At 71.4% G+C, this 17,861-nt stretch carries 17 protein-coding genes; 8 read left to right on the forward strand and 9 right to left on the reverse strand.

Annotated elements, in window-relative coordinates; translation table 11 throughout:
- Nucleotides 1–36: 36 nt before the first annotated feature.
- The 4 genes from ACN265_RS27205 to ACN265_RS27220 form a co-directional block, all read right to left on the reverse strand.
- The gene (locus tag ACN265_RS27205) at nucleotides 37–939 is read right to left on the reverse strand and encodes a hypothetical protein (RefSeq protein ID WP_421410467.1); all 903 of its coding nucleotides are present in this window, start codon (nucleotides 937–939) and stop codon (nucleotides 37–39) included.
- Nucleotides 936–1,433 carry a SigE family RNA polymerase sigma factor gene (locus ACN265_RS27210; RefSeq protein ID WP_204927473.1) on the reverse strand — a complete coding sequence of 166 codons (498 nt, stop codon included), beginning with the start codon at nucleotides 1,431–1,433 and terminating at the stop codon, nucleotides 936–938. The genes ACN265_RS27205 and ACN265_RS27210 overlap by 4 nt, the downstream gene beginning before the upstream one ends.
- 72 nt (nucleotides 1,434–1,505) lie before the next feature.
- Entirely contained in the window at nucleotides 1,506–2,498 is a 993-nt protein-coding gene (locus tag ACN265_RS27215; RefSeq protein WP_421410470.1) for a ketopantoate reductase family protein, read from the reverse strand.
- 93 nt (nucleotides 2,499–2,591) lie between these two features.
- Nucleotides 2,592–3,335 carry a M50 family metallopeptidase gene (locus ACN265_RS27220; RefSeq protein ID WP_357929141.1) on the reverse strand — a complete coding sequence of 248 codons (744 nt, stop codon included), beginning with the start codon at nucleotides 3,333–3,335 and terminating at the stop codon, nucleotides 2,592–2,594.
- 360 nt (nucleotides 3,336–3,695) lie between these two features.
- Here ACN265_RS27220 and ACN265_RS27225 point away from each other — a divergent pair, with 360 nt between their 5' ends.
- Nucleotides 3,696–4,448, forward strand: a complete 753-nt coding sequence (locus tag ACN265_RS27225; protein WP_421410472.1) for a GH25 family lysozyme — start codon at nucleotides 3,696–3,698, stop codon at nucleotides 4,446–4,448.
- 99 nt (nucleotides 4,449–4,547) lie between these two features.
- Here ACN265_RS27225 and ACN265_RS27230 read toward each other — a convergent pair whose 3' ends face one another.
- Entirely contained in the window at nucleotides 4,548–4,781 is a 234-nt protein-coding gene (locus ACN265_RS27230) for a hypothetical protein (protein WP_088643959.1), read from the reverse strand.
- A 91-nt stretch (nucleotides 4,782–4,872) separates the two neighbouring features.
- Nucleotides 4,873–6,960, reverse strand: a complete 2,088-nt coding sequence (locus ACN265_RS27235; protein WP_420119451.1) for a protein kinase domain-containing protein — start codon at nucleotides 6,958–6,960, stop codon at nucleotides 4,873–4,875.
- 91 nt (nucleotides 6,961–7,051) lie between these two features.
- Between ACN265_RS27235 and ACN265_RS27240 the strand changes: the two genes are divergently transcribed.
- From ACN265_RS27240 to ACN265_RS27260, 5 genes are all read left to right on the forward strand, one after another.
- Nucleotides 7,052–7,264: an acyl-CoA carboxylase subunit epsilon gene (locus tag ACN265_RS27240; protein WP_420119452.1), complete on the forward strand. Its 213-nt coding sequence runs from the start codon at nucleotides 7,052–7,054 to the stop codon at nucleotides 7,262–7,264.
- Between the two features lie 126 nt (nucleotides 7,265–7,390).
- Nucleotides 7,391–7,861: a hypothetical protein gene (locus ACN265_RS27245; RefSeq protein WP_421410474.1), complete on the forward strand. Its 471-nt coding sequence runs from the start codon at nucleotides 7,391–7,393 to the stop codon at nucleotides 7,859–7,861.
- 1,519 nt (nucleotides 7,862–9,380) lie between these two features.
- Nucleotides 9,381–10,352, forward strand: a complete 972-nt coding sequence (locus ACN265_RS27250) for a S8 family serine peptidase (protein WP_421410476.1) — start codon at nucleotides 9,381–9,383, stop codon at nucleotides 10,350–10,352.
- Between the two features lie 10 nt (nucleotides 10,353–10,362).
- Nucleotides 10,363–11,019, forward strand: coding sequence for a Maf family protein (locus ACN265_RS27255; RefSeq protein ID WP_421410478.1), 657 nt, complete (start codon nucleotides 10,363–10,365; stop codon nucleotides 11,017–11,019).
- A 9-nt stretch (nucleotides 11,020–11,028) separates the two neighbouring features.
- Nucleotides 11,029–11,682, forward strand: a complete 654-nt coding sequence (locus ACN265_RS27260) for an O-methyltransferase (protein WP_145917890.1) — start codon at nucleotides 11,029–11,031, stop codon at nucleotides 11,680–11,682.
- Between the two features lie 170 nt (nucleotides 11,683–11,852).
- On the opposite strand, the gene ACN265_RS27265 is transcribed toward ACN265_RS27260, so the two are convergent.
- From ACN265_RS27265 to ACN265_RS27275, 3 genes are all read right to left on the reverse strand, one after another.
- The gene (locus ACN265_RS27265) at nucleotides 11,853–12,608 is read right to left on the reverse strand and encodes an ABC transporter permease (RefSeq protein ID WP_145917889.1); all 756 of its coding nucleotides are present in this window, start codon (nucleotides 12,606–12,608) and stop codon (nucleotides 11,853–11,855) included.
- Between the two features lie 17 nt (nucleotides 12,609–12,625).
- Complete coding sequence (locus ACN265_RS27270; RefSeq protein WP_204927463.1) at nucleotides 12,626–13,585, reverse strand: ATP-binding cassette domain-containing protein; 960 nt, start codon at nucleotides 13,583–13,585, stop codon at nucleotides 12,626–12,628.
- A gap of 116 nt (nucleotides 13,586–13,701) precedes the next feature.
- Nucleotides 13,702–14,364 (reverse strand): PadR family transcriptional regulator, encoded by a 663-nt coding sequence (locus tag ACN265_RS27275; RefSeq protein ID WP_421410480.1) that lies wholly within the window; start codon nucleotides 14,362–14,364, stop codon nucleotides 13,702–13,704.
- Nucleotides 14,365–14,494: 130 nt separating this feature from the next.
- Here ACN265_RS27275 and ACN265_RS27280 point away from each other — a divergent pair, with 130 nt between their 5' ends.
- Together ACN265_RS27280 and ACN265_RS27285 are read left to right on the forward strand one after the other, a co-directional pair.
- On the forward strand, nucleotides 14,495–16,246 hold the full coding sequence (locus ACN265_RS27280) for an acetyl/propionyl/methylcrotonyl-CoA carboxylase subunit alpha (protein ID WP_421410482.1): 1,752 nt from the start codon (nucleotides 14,495–14,497) through the stop codon (nucleotides 16,244–16,246).
- 80 nt (nucleotides 16,247–16,326) lie between these two features.
- Nucleotides 16,327–17,766 carry a GuaB1 family IMP dehydrogenase-related protein gene (locus ACN265_RS27285; RefSeq protein WP_204927461.1) on the forward strand — a complete coding sequence of 480 codons (1,440 nt, stop codon included), beginning with the start codon at nucleotides 16,327–16,329 and terminating at the stop codon, nucleotides 17,764–17,766.
- Nucleotides 17,767–17,861 lie beyond the last annotated feature (95 nt).

A 17,861-nucleotide genomic window follows, 5' to 3' on the forward strand; every position in this document is an offset into this window, starting at 1 on the left:
CCGCCCCGCCGCGCGGGATCGGGGCGTCCCCACGCATCAGCAGGGGGTGTCGGCGGCCGGGCAGAGGCGTTTCGCGGCAGTTCCGCCCAGCGCGAGCAGGTCGGGCTGGCTCATCCCCGGCCCGGTGCCGTCGAACCGGTCGGCGACCGTGTCCGGGGCGGGCACCACCACGGTGACCAGGTCACCGACCCGGACCACCAGGGTGGTCTCGATGCTCGCCGCCGCGCCGACCGGTCGTCCGCCGGTATGCGCCCGGGGTTGCTGCGCGACGTGCCGCAGCAGCACCGACTGGTCACCGGCGAAGTCCCGCGCCGCCGGCTCCCAACGGTGCTTCTGTTCGGTGGCCACCGGCTGCTGGTCGGCGGCGAGGGTGGACGCGTTGAGGGTCCACTCGGCGCAGGCGTTGAGCAGCCGGTCGATCTCGCCGAACAGCCACCGCCCCCGGGGCAGGTCGATGCGGTAGACGTCCTGGCTGAGCACGGGCGTGGCCGGCCGGCCGGCCCGGGTCGTCGGGCGGAGCAGGGTCTGCGACCGGGAGGCGCGGGACACCGACAGTTGGGCGCTGACGTCGCGTTCCCGCCCACACGATTCGAGCAGCGGGTCGATCCGGACGGCCTCCCCCAGGCCGGTGTCGCCGAGCCGCTCGCCGGTCTTGGTGGGCAGGTCGGCGGGGGTCAGCAGGGCATCGAGAGGGATCTCCGTCCGAACCGGGGCGGACATGGGGGCCGCGACCGGGGCGGTGGGCGTCGCCGGCCCGGTGGGCCGCTCCCGTGCCACCACGGCGGCACCGGCCAGCACGACGAGCACCGTCACCGTCGACAGCACCGCCGTACGACGGCTGCGGCGGCGGGCGCGGGCCCGCAGCTCCGCCGGCTCGGGCCAGCGGACCTCGCGCAGGTCCCGGTGCAGCCGGTCGACGAAGGTCAGCTCCTCACTCATCGGACCTCCTCCAGATCGCCACCGGCGAGCAGCCCGGCGAGCGCGGTACGCCCCCGGGAGAGCCGGGCCTTGACCGTGCCCACCGGGGCGGCGGTCTCCCGGGCCACCTCGGCCACGGGCATGCCGAGCAGGTAGTAGAGGGCGAGCGCGGTGCGCTGCTCCTCGGGTAGTTGCCGCAGGGCGGCGACCACCTCCAGGGTTTCGGTGCCGGGGCCGGGCACGCTCTCGGTCGTCACCCCGTGCCGCAGGTAGGCGCGGGCCCGGCTGCGCAGGCTGCGCCACCGGCTCACCGCGATCCGGGAGGCCACCACGCGTACCCAGGCTTCCGGGTCGTCGTAGCCGCTCACCGTCGACCAGCGTTGCCAGGCCCGGATGTACGCCTCCTGCACGGCGTCCTGCGCCTCGGCCAGGTTGCCGGTGAGCGCGTAGACGAAGCCGAGCAGCCGTTGCCGGCTGCCCCGGTAGAACTCGTCGAAGCCGTCGACGTCCGGCACCCTGGTTACCTCCCCCGTGGCGGTCAGAGGTGACACGCGTGCCGCGCCCCGGTGGGTTGCGTGCTCAGCCGGTCATTCTGCCCGCTCCAGCAGGTCGGTCAGCTCGGCGAGCGGGAAGGTGCCGGCGGGGCGGCGTTCCCGGGCCAGCCGCCGGACCGCCGTCTGCACGGCGGCGTTGGCCGGCGTGGGCACCCCGTACCGGCGGCCGAGCAGCACGATCTCGCCGTTGAGGTGGTCGACCTCGGTGGTGCCGGCCGCCCGGGTCAGGCTCTGCCAGGTGGAGCTGCCGCTGCGCGGTTGCCCGTCGACCGGCCGGGTGCCGACCCGGTCCCCGCGTTCGGCGCGTTCCTCCTCGTCGGAGGGGTGGGCGATGCCCGCGGCGGCGAGCACGGCGGCCCCCTCGGCCCGGACCCGGTCGAGCAGCCAGTCCGGCAGGCCGGCGCCGAGCAGGGCCTGCACCCCGTTGCCGAGGTTGTTGAGCAGCTTGCCGTACTTCCACCGCATCACGTCGTCCCGGACGGGGGCGAGGAAACCGGCGGCGGTCAGGTCCGCCGCCACCGCCGCGTCGACGTCGTCGGCATCGCCCGGGTAGCGGCCCACGTGCAACATCCCCGGGTACGGGTGGCCGCTGGCGATCACCACGCCCGGGTCGAGGTGGGTGGCCGGCAGCCACACGCAGACCGGATGTACGTGCGCGAACAGCCGCAGCGCGGTGGGCTCGTTGGCCACCCCGTTCTGCGCGGTGAACAGGGGCAGCCGCTGTCCCGCCGTACCGCCGCCGGCGACCGGGGCGTCCGCCCAGGTGTCCAGGGCCGCCCAGGTGTGCTGCGACTTGACCGTCAGCACCAGCACGGTGTCGGCGGGCAGCGGCTCGGTCCCCGGCCCGTCGGTGGCCGGCCCCCGCCAGGTCACCGACCGTTCGGGGGTGCGCAGGGTGAGCCCGTCGCGCCGGATCGCCGCCAGGTGCGGCCCGCGCGCCACCAGCGTCACGTCCCGGCCGGCCTCCCCCAGCAGTACGCCGATGGTGCCGCCGACCGCGCCCGCTCCGATGATCAGGTATCGCATCCGACCGATTCTGCCCGCATCCGCCCAGGTGGGCGACCCGACGCCGGGGTGCCACCGGTCACCCCGGGTTCGGCGCGGGATGCGCGTCCCGGGTCAGAGCGGGATGCCCGCCTCGGCGAGCAACGGACCGGCGAGCAGGACCGCGCCGACGGCGAGGGCGAACAGGTTGACCAGCCCGAAGACGAACACCCAGAGCAGCGCCGGGAAGGGCGTCAGGTGGGCCAACTGGTCGGCGTCGGATTCGGGCATCCGGCCCCGGCTGCGCAGCCGTTGCAGCTCGAAGACCGGCCGGACGCCGCCGAACAGCAGGAACCAGACCGAGGTCCAGGCGAACACGGCCTGCACCTGCGCGGTGGCGTACCAGGAGACGACGAGCACCACCCCACCGGTGACCAGCAGGGACAGCACCCCGAAGACGTTGCGGACGAGCAGCAGCATGGCGAGCAGCAGCGCGACCGCGACCCAGAGCAGCAGGGTGATCCGGTTGCCGCCGAGCAGCCAGGCACCGCCCAGGCCGACCAGCGACGGCGCGACGTACCCGGCGAGCAGGGTGAGGATCATGCCGGGGCCGGTGGGGCGGCCGGCGCTGAGGGTGAGGCCGGAGGTGTCCGAGTGCAGCCGGATGCCGTGCAGCCGCCGTCCGGTGAGCAGCGCCGCCAGGGCGTGACCGCCCTCGTGGGCGATGGTCACCGCGTTACGGGCGACCCGCCAGGACGACCGGACCGCGACGACCACCAGCGCGGCCACGGCGGTGAGCACCACCAGCAGGGGCGGCGGGTCGGGTTGGGCGCTGAACAGCCGGTCCCAGAGGTCGCCCAGCCCGTCGATCGACACCATGGCCGGGGAGCCTACCCGGCCGGTTCGTGTCGCTCGACGGTCGTCGCCTCGTATCGTGTGAGACTGACCGGGCGGCGAGCGGAACGGGAGGTGAGGGCCGGTGAGCGCGACTCCCCTGGAACACCACGTCGGCCGGCGAGACGCTGACCCTGGCCGAACCGTTCCGGTGGCAGCTCGACCCGGCCGCGCTGCGCTGAGCCAGCCCGCCGTCTGATACCACCTCCGACCTGCCCTGACCGGTTCGGATCACCGCACATCGACTCGACCGTTGTCGATGAAAGTTTCCTTAGGGCCCCTTGCGATCAAGGGCAGGAATCTCCAAAGATTGGCGTCAATCGATTGGCGTCCCTGGAGGAATCCATGACCCGTACCAGATTGTCGTTGCGCCGGCTGTTCGCCGCCGGTCTCACCGTGGCCGCCACCGCGGCCGCGGCCCTCGTCGTCACGGCCGGACCCGCGGCCGCCGCCACCACCGCCGGCGTCGACGTCTCCCACTACCAGGGCTCCATCAACTGGACCAGTGCCCGCAACGCCGGAATCGAGTTCGCCTTCATCAAGGCCACCGAGGGTACGAGCTACAAGGACCCGAACTTCAACGCCAACTACGTCAACGCCTACAACGCCGGGGTGATCCGGGGCGCCTACCACTTCGCCCGGCCGAACATCTCCTCCGGGGCCACCCAGGCCGGCTACCTCGCCAGCAACGGCGGGGCCTGGTCGGCGGACAGCCGCACCCTGCCGGCCGCGCTCGACGTCGAGGCCAACCCGTACAGCGGCGGCACCTGCTACGGGCTGTCCACCACCGGGATGCGCAACTGGATCCAGGACTTCCTCAACACCTACCGCTCCCGCACCGGCCGGTACGCGGTCATCTACACCACCACGAGCTGGTGGAACCAGTGCACCGGCAGCTGGACGGGCCCGTGGGGCAACCACCCGCTCTGGCTGGCCCGCTGGTCGAGCTCGCCGGGCACCCTGCCGGCCGGCGCCCCGGTCTGGAGCTTCTGGCAGTACACCAGCACCGGCAGCGTCCCCGGGATCAGTGGCGGCGTCGACCGCAACTACTGGAACGGCGACCGCTCCCGGCTGATCGCGCTGGCGAACAACACCTGATCGCCCCCGGACACGGCTCGGCGGCAGCGGGACCGGTCATCACCGTACGGTCGATGGCTGGTCCGGCTGCCGCCGTCGCGGTTCGTGGACCCCGTCGGGTCAGGCACTCTTCCGGCTGGTCAACGGCATGGTCACGGCATCCGTGGCGGTGGGCATCGCGGTCCGTCGGCTCAGCCGCCAGGCGGCGACCCCGGCGGCGGCGACCGTCACGACGGCGATCGACACGACCAGCGCGGCCACGCCGGCGCTGAGCAGCAGCAGGACGACATCGCCGAGGGCGACGAGCATCCACAGTGCCAGTCTCGGCCGGGCATCCCTGCGTCGGTAACTCATCTCGCTACCTCCTTCCGTCGTCCCGGGTCAGATACCCCGGATGACGGAAAGTCATGCGAAACGATTTCACCCCGGGCGGGAATCCCCCGGGTCAGTTCTTCCGGTCCGGCACGAACCGGCTGGTGATCAGGGCGAAGTTGGCCAGGTTGGCGTTCCAGTCCTTCGCCGCCACCTCCCACCGGATCGCGTACCCCCGGTTGGTGGCGGTGACGAAGCCGCGGTTGCGGACGTGGATGCGGGTGTTGTCCCGGCTCTCCAACCAGTCCCAGTCGGCGCAGGTGCGGTAGCCGCCGCACGCCTTGATGTCGAGGTACTGGTAGTTGTTGACGTAGTTGCTCCGGTTAGGTTCCTGCTCCTTCCAGTCGGCGACCGCGTCCTTCTTCGGGCTGGGCGTCCACTGGATGAACAACTCCCGCACCCCGTTCGGCTCGGTGATGACCACCGCGTCGGAACGGACGCTGCGCCGCCAGCCCTTCGGCACCGGGACCTTGAACGTCGGCCCCTGGTACATCTCCCAACCCTCAGGCAGCGCGTTCGGGTCGGTGGAAGGGGTGGCCGACGGCGTCGGGCTGGGCGCGGCGCTCGTCGGGGGCGGGGGTGCCGGAGCCGACGTGGGAGCGGCGGAGGACGCGGCGGCGCTCGTCGGGTCGGTGGCCTGCGGCGTGCCGTTCCCCGGGTCGTCGGAGCGGGTGAGCAGCGGGACGGCCAGCGCCAGGCCCACCAGCAGCACCGCGACCAGCGCGCCGATCAGCAGGTTACGGCGCTTGTGGTCCGGCGGCGTCCCGTCGTACACCGGAACGGAGGCGACCCCGGCGGACCCGGCGGGCGGGCTGACCGGCGCGTCCAGCACGGCGGTGGGGTTGGCCGGCGCGGGCTGGTCGGCCCGGACCGGAGGGTCGATCTTGCTGGTCGGTGCGGCGTCCGCGTCGGCCGGTGCGACCGCCTCGCCGCTCGACGCAGCGTCCTCGCCGGTCGCAGGAGCATCGGCCGAATCTCCCGGGCCGGTCGACGCGGCGTCGGCTCCGGTCGGCGGGGTGACCTTCGTGGTGGGTCCGGCGTCCACCCCGGCCGGCACCATGGCGGTGGCGTCCGTACCCACTGTCGACGCCCCGGTGACGACCGTCGGCTCCGCCGCGCCACCCGTCGTGGTGGCGCTGTCCGCCGCCGCCTTGGCGGCTGCCGCCTTCGCGGCTGCGGTGCCGGTGGCGGCGCCCGCAGCGGCGGCCAGGGACGACGAGGTCTTCGCGCCGGTCCCGCCCTGCGCCGGTCGGGGCGCCGGCACCACCGGGGTACGCGGCTCACGCGGGCCGTTCGGCCCCGGCCGGCGTACCCCGTCGAGTAGGGAGATGCCCCGGGCCCGCTTGCCGGCGGCGCGGCGCAGCATGCGCTCGGCGACCTCGGCGGTGATCCGCTCGGTCGGGTCCTTGCGGAGCAGGCCGGTCAGCACCGGCTTCAACGGGCCGGCGTTCTTGGCCGGCGGCAGCGGCTCCGTGGCCAGCGCGGCCAGGGTGCCGATCGCCGACGGCCGAGCGTACGGCGACTTGCCCTCCACGGCAGCGTAGAGCGTCGCCCCCAACGACCAGAGGTCCGCCTCCGGCCCGGCGGTGCCGTCCCGGGCCCGCTCCGGCGCGATGTACGCCGGCGAGCCGAGCACCATGCCGGTACGGGTGACGTTCGGGTCGCCGGGGATGGTGGCCAGTCCGAAATCGGTCAGCACCACCCGGCCGTCGGTGCCGAGCAGCACGTTGCCCGGCTTGACGTCCCGGTGCATCACCCCGGCCTTGTGGGCGGACTTCAGCGCGCCCAGCACGCCCAGGCCGATCTCCACCGCGCGGGCCGGCGACACCGGACCGTCCTCGGCGAGGGTGTCCTGCAACGACTTCGACGCCACGTACTCCATGACGATCCACGGGTCGCCGTCGGTGCGCAGCACGTCGAAGATGCGGACCACGTTGACGTGGTTGAGCCGGGCGATCGCCCGCGCCTCACGCAACGACCGCTCCCGCATCTCGCGGCGCTCGTCGTCGGTCAGGCTCGGCGGCGGGACGAGTTCCTTGATGGCGACGTCCCGGTGCAGCACCTCGTCGCGGGCCTTCCAGACCCGGCCCATGCCGCCCTGACCGAGCGGCGAGAGCAGCCGGTACCGGTCAGCGACGAGTTGGGAAGGCACGTCAGACATCGGTGAGACGGTACCCGGCCCCACCAACGCGTACACCGCCGGCACGCCACTGTGCGACGTGGGTCAAGTTGTCGACGCGTACCCTGGCGTCATGTCTGCCGAAGAGCCGCTGTTCCGGGTCGTCAGGGGAGTCCCGACCGCCGAGGAACTGGCCGCGCTGGTGGGCGCGATCGCGCTCCGTTCCCGGCCGGCCGGTCCGCCCCCGCCGGTGGCGAGGTCCGCGTGGGCGCGCAGCGCCCGCCCGGCCGGCGCGGCCCCCGCGCCCGGTCACGGTGCCTGGCGCGCCTCCGGCCTGCCCCGCTGACGCTCTCCCCCGCTGCGCGGCCCGGGTACGCCCAGCCGCCCCGCTGCGCGGGGCGGGGCTGCCGAGACCGACACCTTGCCACTAATCTCACTCTGGGAGATGGCGTCGTGACGGTCGGGAGGGCCAGTGATCCCAGAGGAGGGCCGCCCAGCTTCCGGGGTGGGTGACTACGGCGGCATCGAGGCCGACATCCGACAGATGAGGGAGTTCGCCGACCGGCTCCAGAACGAGGTCGACCGGAACTACACGCCGCACCTGCGCTACATCGCCGACGACATGACCGCCGCCGTGCCCAACCCGTGCGACGCCTTCATCGAGCTGGTGCACTTCCTCCAGGCGCACTGGGAGACCCAGCAGGCCACCTCCGACCTGGTGCACGGGCTCGCCGGCAACACCGGCCGGCTGGCCGCCGCAGCGCACCGGATCGCCACCGACTACCAGGGCTCCGACGCGTTCGCCGACGCCCGGGTGGCCGACGTCGAACGCGCCCTGCACAACCCGCGGATCGCCGCGTCCGCCCTGCTCACCGACCGTTCCTCGTGGACGGCCCCCGAACCCAACAGCCCCGAGAATCCGGGCCCGGTGGTGCTGCCGTGATCGAACGGGGCAGCGGCCGGACCTCCGGCCTCACCGACTGGCAACTGATGGACGTGCTCAGCATGTGGGCGTGCCTCCAGGACCAGGAGACGCCGGGGCACTGGAAGCACGTCGCCGGCTGGCGCAAGGTCTGTGAACTCGCCCAGAACCACCTGCGGCAACTCCGGCAGTACCGCGCCGGCCTCGCCGAGGCCTGGCCACCGGCCACGAACGCCGCCGCCAGGACGTACCTCGGGGAACTCGACGCGCTGATCAACAAGGTGCAGCGCACCCACGACACGGCGGCCGCCAACCACGACGCCCTCGCCGCCGTCGCCCGCGCCATCGACAGCACCAGGCCCGAACTCAAGCGGATACGCGACGACTACGCCGAGAAGCTCGCCCGCAAGCGCGGGTACGAAGCGACGTTGGCCGACCCCCGGGCGGCGGCGGGCAGTCGGGTGGTGGACCCGCCGGTGACCGACGCGGACCTCGAACGGCTCAACGTACAGGCACGGGGGTTGATGTTCGGGCTCAGCGGCGAACTCCAACAAGCCCAAGCCATGCTCCAAAGACCCCCTGTTGCTCGACCTGTTCCAAAGGTTGACGATGAGGTGCGCACAACTAGCCCCGACGGCCAGCCGGGACCCCTTATTCCTCCGATCGTTCCCGCACCTGTCACGCTTACGACAGAGGCTAATAGTTCATCATTAGGTAGGCGATCCGCTCCCCCTTTGGCAGCGGCCAGCGCTGGGCCAGTGCTGGGTGGGGCTGGCGCGCCGGGCAGCTCTCAATTGACGAATCCAGTCCTACCTAGCACCAGCTCGACAACGCCGTCCAACAGCAACTTGGGTCCTCAGATAAATGGGTCCTCCATATTGCCCCCGCGACTCCCGACTCAGATGCGCGAGCCCGGAATACCCACAGCATCCGGTCCGAAAACAAGGCCGCATTCCGCACCTCCCCAACCAACACCCCCCAACGGAATAATCGGCAGCCCTTCTAGCGTTAGCCCATGGTCACCACGCAGCGCAGCCTCAACTAGACGCGTGAATCCGATCGGCGGCGTGATCGGAGGCGGGTCGGCCGGCACTGCCCCAACCGGCGCAGCCGGCACTCGGCCCGGCATCGGCCGCACCGCCCAATCCGGCGGTATCCACGGCCTACCACCGTTCGGAGGGGCAGCCAATTTTGGAACAAACGCTGGTACGGGGAGCAACGATAACCGATCCCACCGACGTAACCCTAGCGAGGCTGGGCCACGCGGCTGGGATAGGGATCATCCATGGGAGACAGATGAAGGGGTTGCCCCAATCGTATTACCACCCGAAGATGACGGACCGATCGATCCCGGCCCAGTAATCGGCTTCAGTCGGTGATGCTAAGAGCATCTTTTCTCGCGGCAGCCTTCATAGCAACTGCGGGACTAGGCACCCCACCACAAGGCTACGAAAGTGCCGATCGCCACCGCAAAGAACAATGGCATACTTCGTATCTGAAAACTGCAGCAGCACAAGAAATAAGTCAAGGCTCCGGGGTCGTGATCGCAGTTCCGGATAGCGGAGTTGATCGTCACCCCGACCTCGCCAGGAACATCCTGCCCGGAATAGACTTAGTCCCCGGAGGCAGCGGCGACGGCAGGGGTGACCGAGATGGTCACGGTACGGGAATGGCGGGCCTAATAGCCGCCCACGGCCAAGGGCGCGGCCACGGCATCATTGGAATTGCCCCGAAAGCAAAGATACTCCCCATATTCTACTCACCACCCCACGAGGACGGAGATATCGATAATCTAGCCGCAGCAATCGAGTACGCGACCGCAAAGCACGCAGACATTATTAGCATCTCCGGCGTAGCGTCAATAAGTGTCCGCCTCCAACAGGCCGTTAAGGCTGCACTTGACGCAGACATCATCGTCGTAGCCGCTGCGGGAAACCAGCCGAATTCATCAGTGGTTGGGTACCCAGCCAGCGAACGCGGAGTTTTGTCGGTCGGAGGAATTGGACGCGACGGTAAGCATGCACCGATTTCTGTGAGTGGGCCGGAGATTGATGTCGTCGCTCCGGCGGTGGACATCTACAGCACCAGCATCAACGGCAGATACCGCAAGGGCACCGGGACGTCCGATGCCACCGCCATTGTGGCCGGGGCTGCGGCGTTGGTCCGGTCGAAGTACCCCTACCTCCCCGCCGCCGAGGTCGTCCACCGGCTCACCGCGACCGCTGTCGACAAGGGGCCACCCGGCCGGGACGACGAGTACGGCTACGGCGTCATCGACCTGGTGGCCGCGCTCACCGCCGACGTACCCCCGGTGGGTTTCGAGGGTGCGACGGTGACCCCGCCGAGCGGCGCGACGAGTGCCGCCGCGCAGCCTGCCGGCGGTGACGGCGACGGCGGTGCCACCGTGCGGGGGTGGGTCACGCTGGGGGTGATCGCGGCGACCGGCGGTGGATTCCTGGTGTGGCGTCGGCGTCGACGTGCCGGCGACCCGCCGCCGAGAATCAGCCGGTAGCGTCGGCCCCGTGTCGAACTCCCTGCCGCTCCGTCTCGTGCTCGCCTCACAGAGCCCTGCCCGCCGCAAGTTGCTCCAGGCTGCCGGGATCGAACCCGACGTGCTGGTCAGTGGCGTCGACGAATCCCTGGTGGTCGCGGAACGGGCCGAGGATCTGTGTCTGGAGTTGGCCCGACGCAAGGCGCAGGCCGTCGCCGACCGGCTGCGTTCCACTCCGGACGCGCGGATGCTCGTGTTGGGTTGTGACTCGGTGCTCGCGTTCGACGGCGACATCCTCGGCAAGCCGGCGGACGCGGCTGACGCGACCCGCCGGTGGGAGCGGATGCGTGGACGCAGTGGGGTGCTGCACACCGGCCACCACCTGGTCGATGTGGGGAACGAATCGCAGGTCGGGGCGGTGGCCTCGACGGTCGTGCACTTCGCCGACGTCACCGATGCGGAGATCGCGGCGTACGTGGCCACGGGCGAGCCGTTGGCGGTGGCCGGCGCGTTCACCATCGACGGGTTGGGTGGGGCGTTCCTGACCGGGATCGAGGGTGATGCGGGCACGGTGGTCGGGTTGTCGTTGCCGCTGCTCCGTCGACTCCTGCACGATCTGGGGCTGAGCATCACGGACCTGTGGACGAAGGTCGCGCCGGGCGCCCAGGAGGTCGAGCCGCTCGGCTAACGTCCGGTCATGACCACGAAGCCGTTGCCGCTGACGCCGGAACTACAGGCCTACATCGTCGCCCATGGTTCCCCGCCGGACGAGATCATCCGTGACCTGGCAGAGGAGACGCGGGCGGTGCTGCCGGCGCACGCCGAGATGCAGGTGGCGCCGGAGCAGGCGGCGTTCCTCACCTTCCTGACCCGGTTGCTGGGCGTCCGGCAGGCCGTCGAGGTGGGCACGTTCACCGGGCTGTCGTCGTTGGCGATCGCCCGGGGGTTGCCCGAGGACGGCCGGTTGACCTGCTTCGACATCTCGGAGGAGTTCACCGGCATCGCGCGGTCGTACTGGCAGCGGGCGGGGGTGGCCGACAGGATCGAGCTGCGGATCGGCCCGGCTGCCGAGACGCTGCGGGAGTTGCCGCACGAGCGGCACCTGGACTTCGCCTTCATCGACGCCGACAAGGTCGGCTATCCGGTCTACTGGGCGGAGTTGGTGCCCCGGATGCGGGCCGGCGGGGTGATCGCGGTCGACAACACGCTGCGCGCCGGCCGGGTGCTCGCCCCGCGCGACGAGGCCGACCGGGCGATCGCCGCCTTCAACGACGAGGTGCTTGCCGACGTACGCGTCGACGCGGTGCTGCTGCCCCTCGCCGATGGCGTCACCCTCGCCCGGGTGCGTTGATCGGCCGGTCGGGGGAGCCCGGCACGATCGACTCCCCTGGGCCGATGTTGCGGTGTCCACCTCGCACCGATACCGCTACATCGGCGACATAAAGTCGATCACCTCCCCGGGACGGGGCGCCGGTCCGACGCGACGGGCGCGTGACCGGGCCCCGCCCCGGGGTGGGATCGTCAGCGGACGCTGCGGGCGAACTGGCGGGCCGCCCAGAAGACGCCGGCGGCGGCGAGCACCGCGATGATGGCCAGCCCCTGCCACACCTTGTCGTTGGCGAGGTCACCGGCGAACAGCGCCCGGGTGCCGTCGACCGCCCAGGAGAACGGGTTCCACTCGGCGACCCCCTGCAGCCAGCCGGGGGCGAAGGTGAGCGGCAGCAGGATGCCGGAGAGCAGCAGCACCGGCTGGGCCACGGTGTTCATCAACGGGGCGAGCGCGTCCTCGCTCTTGACCTTGAGCGCGACGCCGTACGAGACGGCCGAGGTCATCAGCGCGATCAGGGCCAGCATCAGGTATGCCAGCAGCAGGTCCCCGATGAAGACCCGCAGGTCGAACAGGAGCGCCAGCAGGGTGATGATGACCGCCTGCACGATCAGTGAGACGACGTCGCGCAGGGAGCGGCCGAGCAGCAGGGCGAGCCGGCTGATCGGGGTGACCCGGGACCGCTCGATGACCCCGGCGCGCAGCTCGGCGATCAGGCCGAAGCCCTGGAACAGCCCGCCGAAGATGGCGAGCAGCACCAGCAGGCCGGGTACGAAGATCTTGTACGCGGCGGCCTGGGTGGGCGCGTTCAGTGCCGGCTTGAGCAGCGGGGCGAAGAGCAGCAGGTACATCACCGGCTGGAAGACGCCGACGAAGACCCAGACCGGGTTGCGCAGCAGCAGTTGAAGTTGGCGTTGGAAGATCAGCCAGGTGTCGCGGGCGAATTTCATCCGTGGTCTCCGGTGTCTCAGGACTCGCGCAGCGAGCGGCCGGTCTTGGTGAGGAAGACGTCGTCGAGGCTGGGGCGGTGCAGCTCGATGGAGCTCATGACCAGCCCGGCGTGGTCGAGCCGGCGCAGGACCTGCGGGATGGCGGTGGCGCCCTCGTCGACGTAGAGGCGCAGCCCGCCCTCGTCGACGGTCTCCAGCTTGTTGAGGTATTCCTCGCTGTCGAGGAGTTGGGCGGCCTGCGGGGTGCTCGCCACGTCCAGGCCGACGAGCACCACGTCGCCGGAGATCTCCCGCTTCAGCTCGGCCGGGGTGCCCTCGGCGACCACCTCGCCGTGGTCCATGATCGCGATCCGGTCGCAGAGCGCGTCGGCCTCGTCGAGGTAGTGCGTGGTGATGAAGACGGTCATCCCCTCGGTACGCAGCCGACGGATCTCGTCCCACATGTGCGCACGGCTCTGCGGGTCGAGGCCGGTGGTCGGCTCGTCGAGAAAGACGATCTTCGGCTCGTGGATGATGCCGAGGGCGATCTCCACCCGTCGCCGCTGGCCGCCCGAGTAGGTCTTGCACTTGCGGTCCGCGTACTCGGTGAGCTGGAAGGCTTCCAGGGCGCGGACCGCGCGGCGGTGCGCGTCGGCCTTGCCGATGCCGTACATCCGGGCGTGCAGGACGAGTTCCTCGCGGGCGGTGCTCTCGTCCCAGGTGCTGCCGCCCTGGGCGACGTAGCCGATCCGGCGGCGTACCTCGGCCGGGTCCTTGCGCAGGTCGGCGCCGGCGATGGTGGCCTCGCCGCCGTCCGGCTCGATCAGCGTGGCGAGCATCCGCAGGGTGGTGGTCTTGCCGGCGCCGTTGGGGCCGAGGAAGCCGAAGATCTCTCCCGCCGGGACCTGGAGGTTCACCCCCCGGACGGCGTCGACCGTTTTCGTCTCCCGACCCTGCCGGGAGCGGAACGACTTCCGCAGCCCTCTGGTCTCGATCATCTTTACTCCTGGTCGTCCGGGCCGGGTGGTGCCGGCCGTCGTCTGCCCCCGTGACGCCATGCGGCGCGCTCCCGCCAACGGGCCGGAAGCAGGCTAACGCGATATAGCTTTTCTAGTCAACGTTGATTATTGCTTTTCTCGCCTGGTGACGGAGCGTCGTCGGTCGTGTCGCCCTGCGGAGCGCCGTCGGTAAAGCCGGGCCAGACGTCCGCCCCCGTCAGCCCAGCAGGCAGGTACGACACCCCGGAGTCGATCCGCTCGGCGATCCGCCCGCACCACGCCATCTCCGCCTCGGCACGGGCCAACCACAGCTCGAACATCCAGGTCACGTGCACCGGTTTGCTGTTGCGCACCCAGTCGGAGTCCAACGAGGCACGCATCGCCTCGACACCGGCACGCAGCAGATTCGCCCGGTTGCGCAGCGCCGCCGCCGCCTCCTCGCGGGGCATCGCCGGCAGGAACGAGAAGGCCGACGCGAACGGGTCCGGCACCTCGTGCAACTGCCACCACTGCGCCCGCAGCAACGTCTCGAACTCCTCGTCCCCCTTGGGCGTCACCTCGTACGTGGTGCGCGCCGGACGGGCTCCGACCTGCTCGGTGGCGACCGTCCGCAACAGGCCCTCCTCGGTCAGCTTGCGCAACGCGTGGTAGATCGAGCCGGGCTGCACGTTCGCCCACTTGTCGGCACCCCAGCTCAACAGCTCGCGGCGCACGTCGTAGCCGTGCACGGGCTGCATCCACCGGACCAGCCCCAGGATCATCAACCGAGTCGCAGACACCACACAAGCGTAATAACCAAGTTTGACTAGTCGAGCACCCCACAGTGCGACATCCCACACTGAGTGATCGTTAGGGGGCCTCCGGGCTGCCGATACACTCCCGAGGCAACGACCCCGGGAGGAGCACCAGGTGCGCAAGGTACTCATCGCGAACCGTGGCGAGATCGCCGTCCGTGTCATCCGGGCCTGTCGCGACGCCGGCCTGGGCAGCGTCGCCGTCTACGCCGACTCCGACCGGGACGCCCTGCACGCCACCCTCGCCGACGAGGCGTACGCCCTCGGTGGTGACACCGCCGCCGACAGCTACCTGCGCATCGACAAGCTGATCGAGGTGGCCCGGCGGGCCGGCGCGGACGCCGTACACCCGGGTTACGGCTTCCTCTCCGAGAACGCCGACTTCGCCCAGGCCGTGCTGGACGCGGGCCTGACCTGGATCGGACCGACCCCGCAGGCGATCCGCGACCTCGGCGACAAGGTCACCGCCCGGCACATCGCCCAGCGGGCCGGCGCGCCCCTGGTCCCCGGCACCGCCGATCCGGTCGCCGACGCCGACGAGGTGACCGTCTTCGCCGTGGAGCACGGCCTGCCGGTCGCCATCAAGGCCGCCTTCGGCGGGGGCGGGCGGGGCCTCAAGGTGGCCCGCACCCTGGAGGAGATCCCGCACCTCTTCGAGTCGGCCACCCGGGAGGCGGTCGCCGCGTTCGGGCGCGGCGAGTGCTTCGTCGAGCGCTACCTCGACCAGCCCCGGCACGTCGAGGCGCAGGTCCTGGCCGACCGGCACGGCAACGTGGTCGTCGTCGGCACCCGGGACTGCTCCCTGCAACGACGGCACCAGAAGCTGGTCGAGGAGGCCCCCGCGCCGTTCCTCACCGACGCGCAGCGCCGCCAGATCCACGACAGCGCCAAGGCGATCTGCCGGGAGGCCGGCTACCACGGCGCGGGCACGGTGGAGTACCTGGTCGGCGCGGACGGCACCATCTCCTTCCTGGAGGTCAACACCCGGCTGCAGGTGGAACACCCGGTCACCGAGGAGACCGCCGGCGTCGACCTGGTCCGCGAGCAGTTCCGGATCGCCGACGGCGAGAAGCTGCGGTTCACCGCGGACCCGACCCCGCGCGGGCACGCCATCGAGTTCCGGATCAACGGCGAGGACCCGGGCCGCAACTTCCTGCCCGCCCCCGGCACCATCACCGCGCTGCGCCTGCCCACCGGCCCCGGCGTCCGGGTCGACACCGGGGTGGGCGCGGGCGACGTGATCGGCGGCAACTTCGACTCGCTGCTGGCCAAGGTGATCGTCACCGGCGAGACCCGCGCCGAGGCGATCGAACGGGCCCGCCGGGTGCTCGACGAGATGGTCGTCGAGGGGATGGCCACCGCGCTGCCGTTCCACCGCCTCGTCGTCCGCGACCCGGCGTTCACCAGCGAGCCGTTCACCGTGCACACCCGGTGGATCGAGACCGAGTTCGACAACACCGTCCCGGCGTTCACCCCGACCGCCGGCCCCGCCGAGGCGGCGACGGCACGCGAGACCGTCGTGGTCGAGGTGGGCGGCAAGCGGCTGGAGGTCACCCTCCCCGCCGGCCTCACCGGGGGTACGACCACCGCCGCCCCCGCCGCCCGCAGGCCGGCCCGCCGGGGTGGCGGCACCGGCACGGGTACGGCGGTCAGCGGCGACGCCCTCACCTCCCCCATGCAGGGCACCATCGTCAAGATCGCCGTCGCGGACGGGGACACCGTCGCCGAGGGGGACCTGGTCGTCGTCCTGGAGGCGATGAAGATGGAACAGCCGTTGCACGCGCACAAGGCGGGCACGGTCGCCGGGCTCGCCGCCGAGGTCGGTGCGGTGCTCACCGCCGGCGCGGCGATCTGCACCATCTCCTGAGCCGTACGACCCCCGCATGGGCAGGGTGGTGTGAGCCACCGACGGCGGCGGGACGGGCCGGAAGCGGGAATGATGGCGGGGTGAGGTTCCTTCATGGCGCGGTGCCCGCGCACGACCTGACCTACAACGACGTCTTCATGGCCCCGGCCCGGTCCGAGGTCGGTTCGCGGCTCGACGTCGACCTGTCCACCGGTGACGGCACCGGCACCACCATCCCGCTGGTGGTGGCGAACATGACGGCGGTGGCCGGCCGGCGGATGGCCGAGACGGTGGCCCGGCGCGGCGCGATCGCGGTCATCCCGCAGGACATCCCGATCGAGGTGGTCGCCACCGTGGTCGAGTGGGTCAAGCAGCGGCACCTGGTGCACGACACCCCGATCACGCTCGGCCCGACCGACACCGTCGGCGACGCCATCCACCTGCTGCCCAAGAAGTCGCACGGCGCGGTGGTGGTGGTCGACGAGGCCGGCCGGCCGGTGGGGGTGGTCACCGAGGCGGACACCCACGAGGTGGACCGGTTCGCCCAACTCCAGCACGTGATGTCGACCGAGCTGCACACGGTGCCGGCTGACGCGGACCCGCGTACCGGATTCGAGCGGCTCAACGCGGGACGACGGCGACTGGCCCCGGTGGTCGACGACGACGGCCGCCTGGTCGGGGTGCTCACCCGGCAGGGTGCGCTACGCGCCACCCTCTACAAGCCGGCCGTCGACGACCGGGGGCGGCTGCGGATCGCGGCGGCGGTCGGCATCAACGGTGACGTCACCGGCAAGGCCGAGGCGCTGCTCGCGGCGGGGGTCGACACCCTGGTGGTGGATACCGCGCACGGGCACCAGGAACGGATGATGTCCGCGTTGCGGGCGGTCCGCAAGCTCGACCCCCCGGTCCCGGTGGCGGCCGGCAACGTGGTCACCGCCGAGGGGGTACGCGACCTGGTCGAGGCGGGCGCGGACATCATCAAGGTCGGGGTGGGGCCGGGCGCGATGTGCACCACCCGGATGATGACCGGGGTCGGCCGGCCCCAGTTCTCCGCCGTGCTGGACTGCGCGGCGGCGGCCCGCGCCCTCGGCCGGCACGTCTGGGCCGACGGCGGGGTACGCCACCCCCGGGACGTGGCGCTGGCGCTGGCCGCCGGGGCGTCCAACGTGATGGTGGGCTCCTGGTTCGCCGGCACCTACGAGTCGCCCGGTGACCTCTACACCGAGCCGGACGGCCGACGCTACAAGGAGAGCTTCGGGATGGCCTCGTCCCGTGCGGTCAGCGCCCGGACCGCCGAGGACAGCGCCTTCGACCGGGCCCGGAAGGCGATCTTCGAGGAGGGCATCTCCACCGCCCGGATGTACCTGGACCCGGCCCGCCCCGGCGTCGAGGACCTGATCGACGAGATCGTCTCCGGGGTACGCAGCGCCTGCACCTACGCCGGCGCCCGCACCCTGGACGAGTTCCACGAGCGCGCCCTGGTCGGCGTCCAGAGTCACGCCGGCTACACCGAAGGCATGCCCCTCCCCACCAGCTGGTAACTCCCCCTACCCCCTCTCCTGCCCCCTGTCCGGCCCCCGTCCCGGTCTCTGCCTCGCCTCGGCCTGACCCTGGTGATCAAGAGGTCTGCGTCACC

Origin of the sequence: Micromonospora sp. WMMD730 (genome assembly GCF_049178955.1) — a bacterium.
Lineage (GTDB): Bacteria > Actinomycetota > Actinomycetes > Mycobacteriales > Micromonosporaceae > Micromonospora > Micromonospora wenchangensis.

Bases quoted from the DNA above. Each gene is read 5' to 3' on its own strand.
- ACN265_RS27205 (WP_421410467.1), bottom strand. From the start codon at position 939: ATGAGTGAGGAGCTGACCTTCGTCGACCGGCTGCACCGGGACCTGCGC.
- ACN265_RS27215 (WP_421410470.1), bottom strand. From the start codon at position 2,498: ATGCGATACCTGATCATCGGAGCGGGCGCGGTCGGCGGCACCATCGGC.
- ACN265_RS27220 (WP_357929141.1), bottom strand. From the start codon at position 3,335: ATGGTGTCGATCGACGGGCTGGGCGACCTCTGGGACCGGCTGTTCAGC.
- ACN265_RS27225 (WP_421410472.1), top strand. From the start codon at position 3,696: ATGACCCGTACCAGATTGTCGTTGCGCCGGCTGTTCGCCGCCGGTCTC.
- ACN265_RS27230 (WP_088643959.1), bottom strand. From the start codon at position 4,781: ATGAGTTACCGACGCAGGGATGCCCGGCCGAGACTGGCACTGTGGATG.
- ACN265_RS27235 (WP_420119451.1), bottom strand. From the start codon at position 6,960: ATGTCTGACGTGCCTTCCCAACTCGTCGCTGACCGGTACCGGCTGCTC.
- ACN265_RS27240 (WP_420119452.1), top strand. From the start codon at position 7,052: ATGTCTGCCGAAGAGCCGCTGTTCCGGGTCGTCAGGGGAGTCCCGACC.
- ACN265_RS27260 (WP_145917890.1), top strand. From the start codon at position 11,029: ATGACCACGAAGCCGTTGCCGCTGACGCCGGAACTACAGGCCTACATC.
- ACN265_RS27265 (WP_145917889.1), bottom strand. From the start codon at position 12,608: ATGAAATTCGCCCGCGACACCTGGCTGATCTTCCAACGCCAACTTCAA.
- ACN265_RS27270 (WP_204927463.1), bottom strand. From the start codon at position 13,585: ATGATCGAGACCAGAGGGCTGCGGAAGTCGTTCCGCTCCCGGCAGGGT.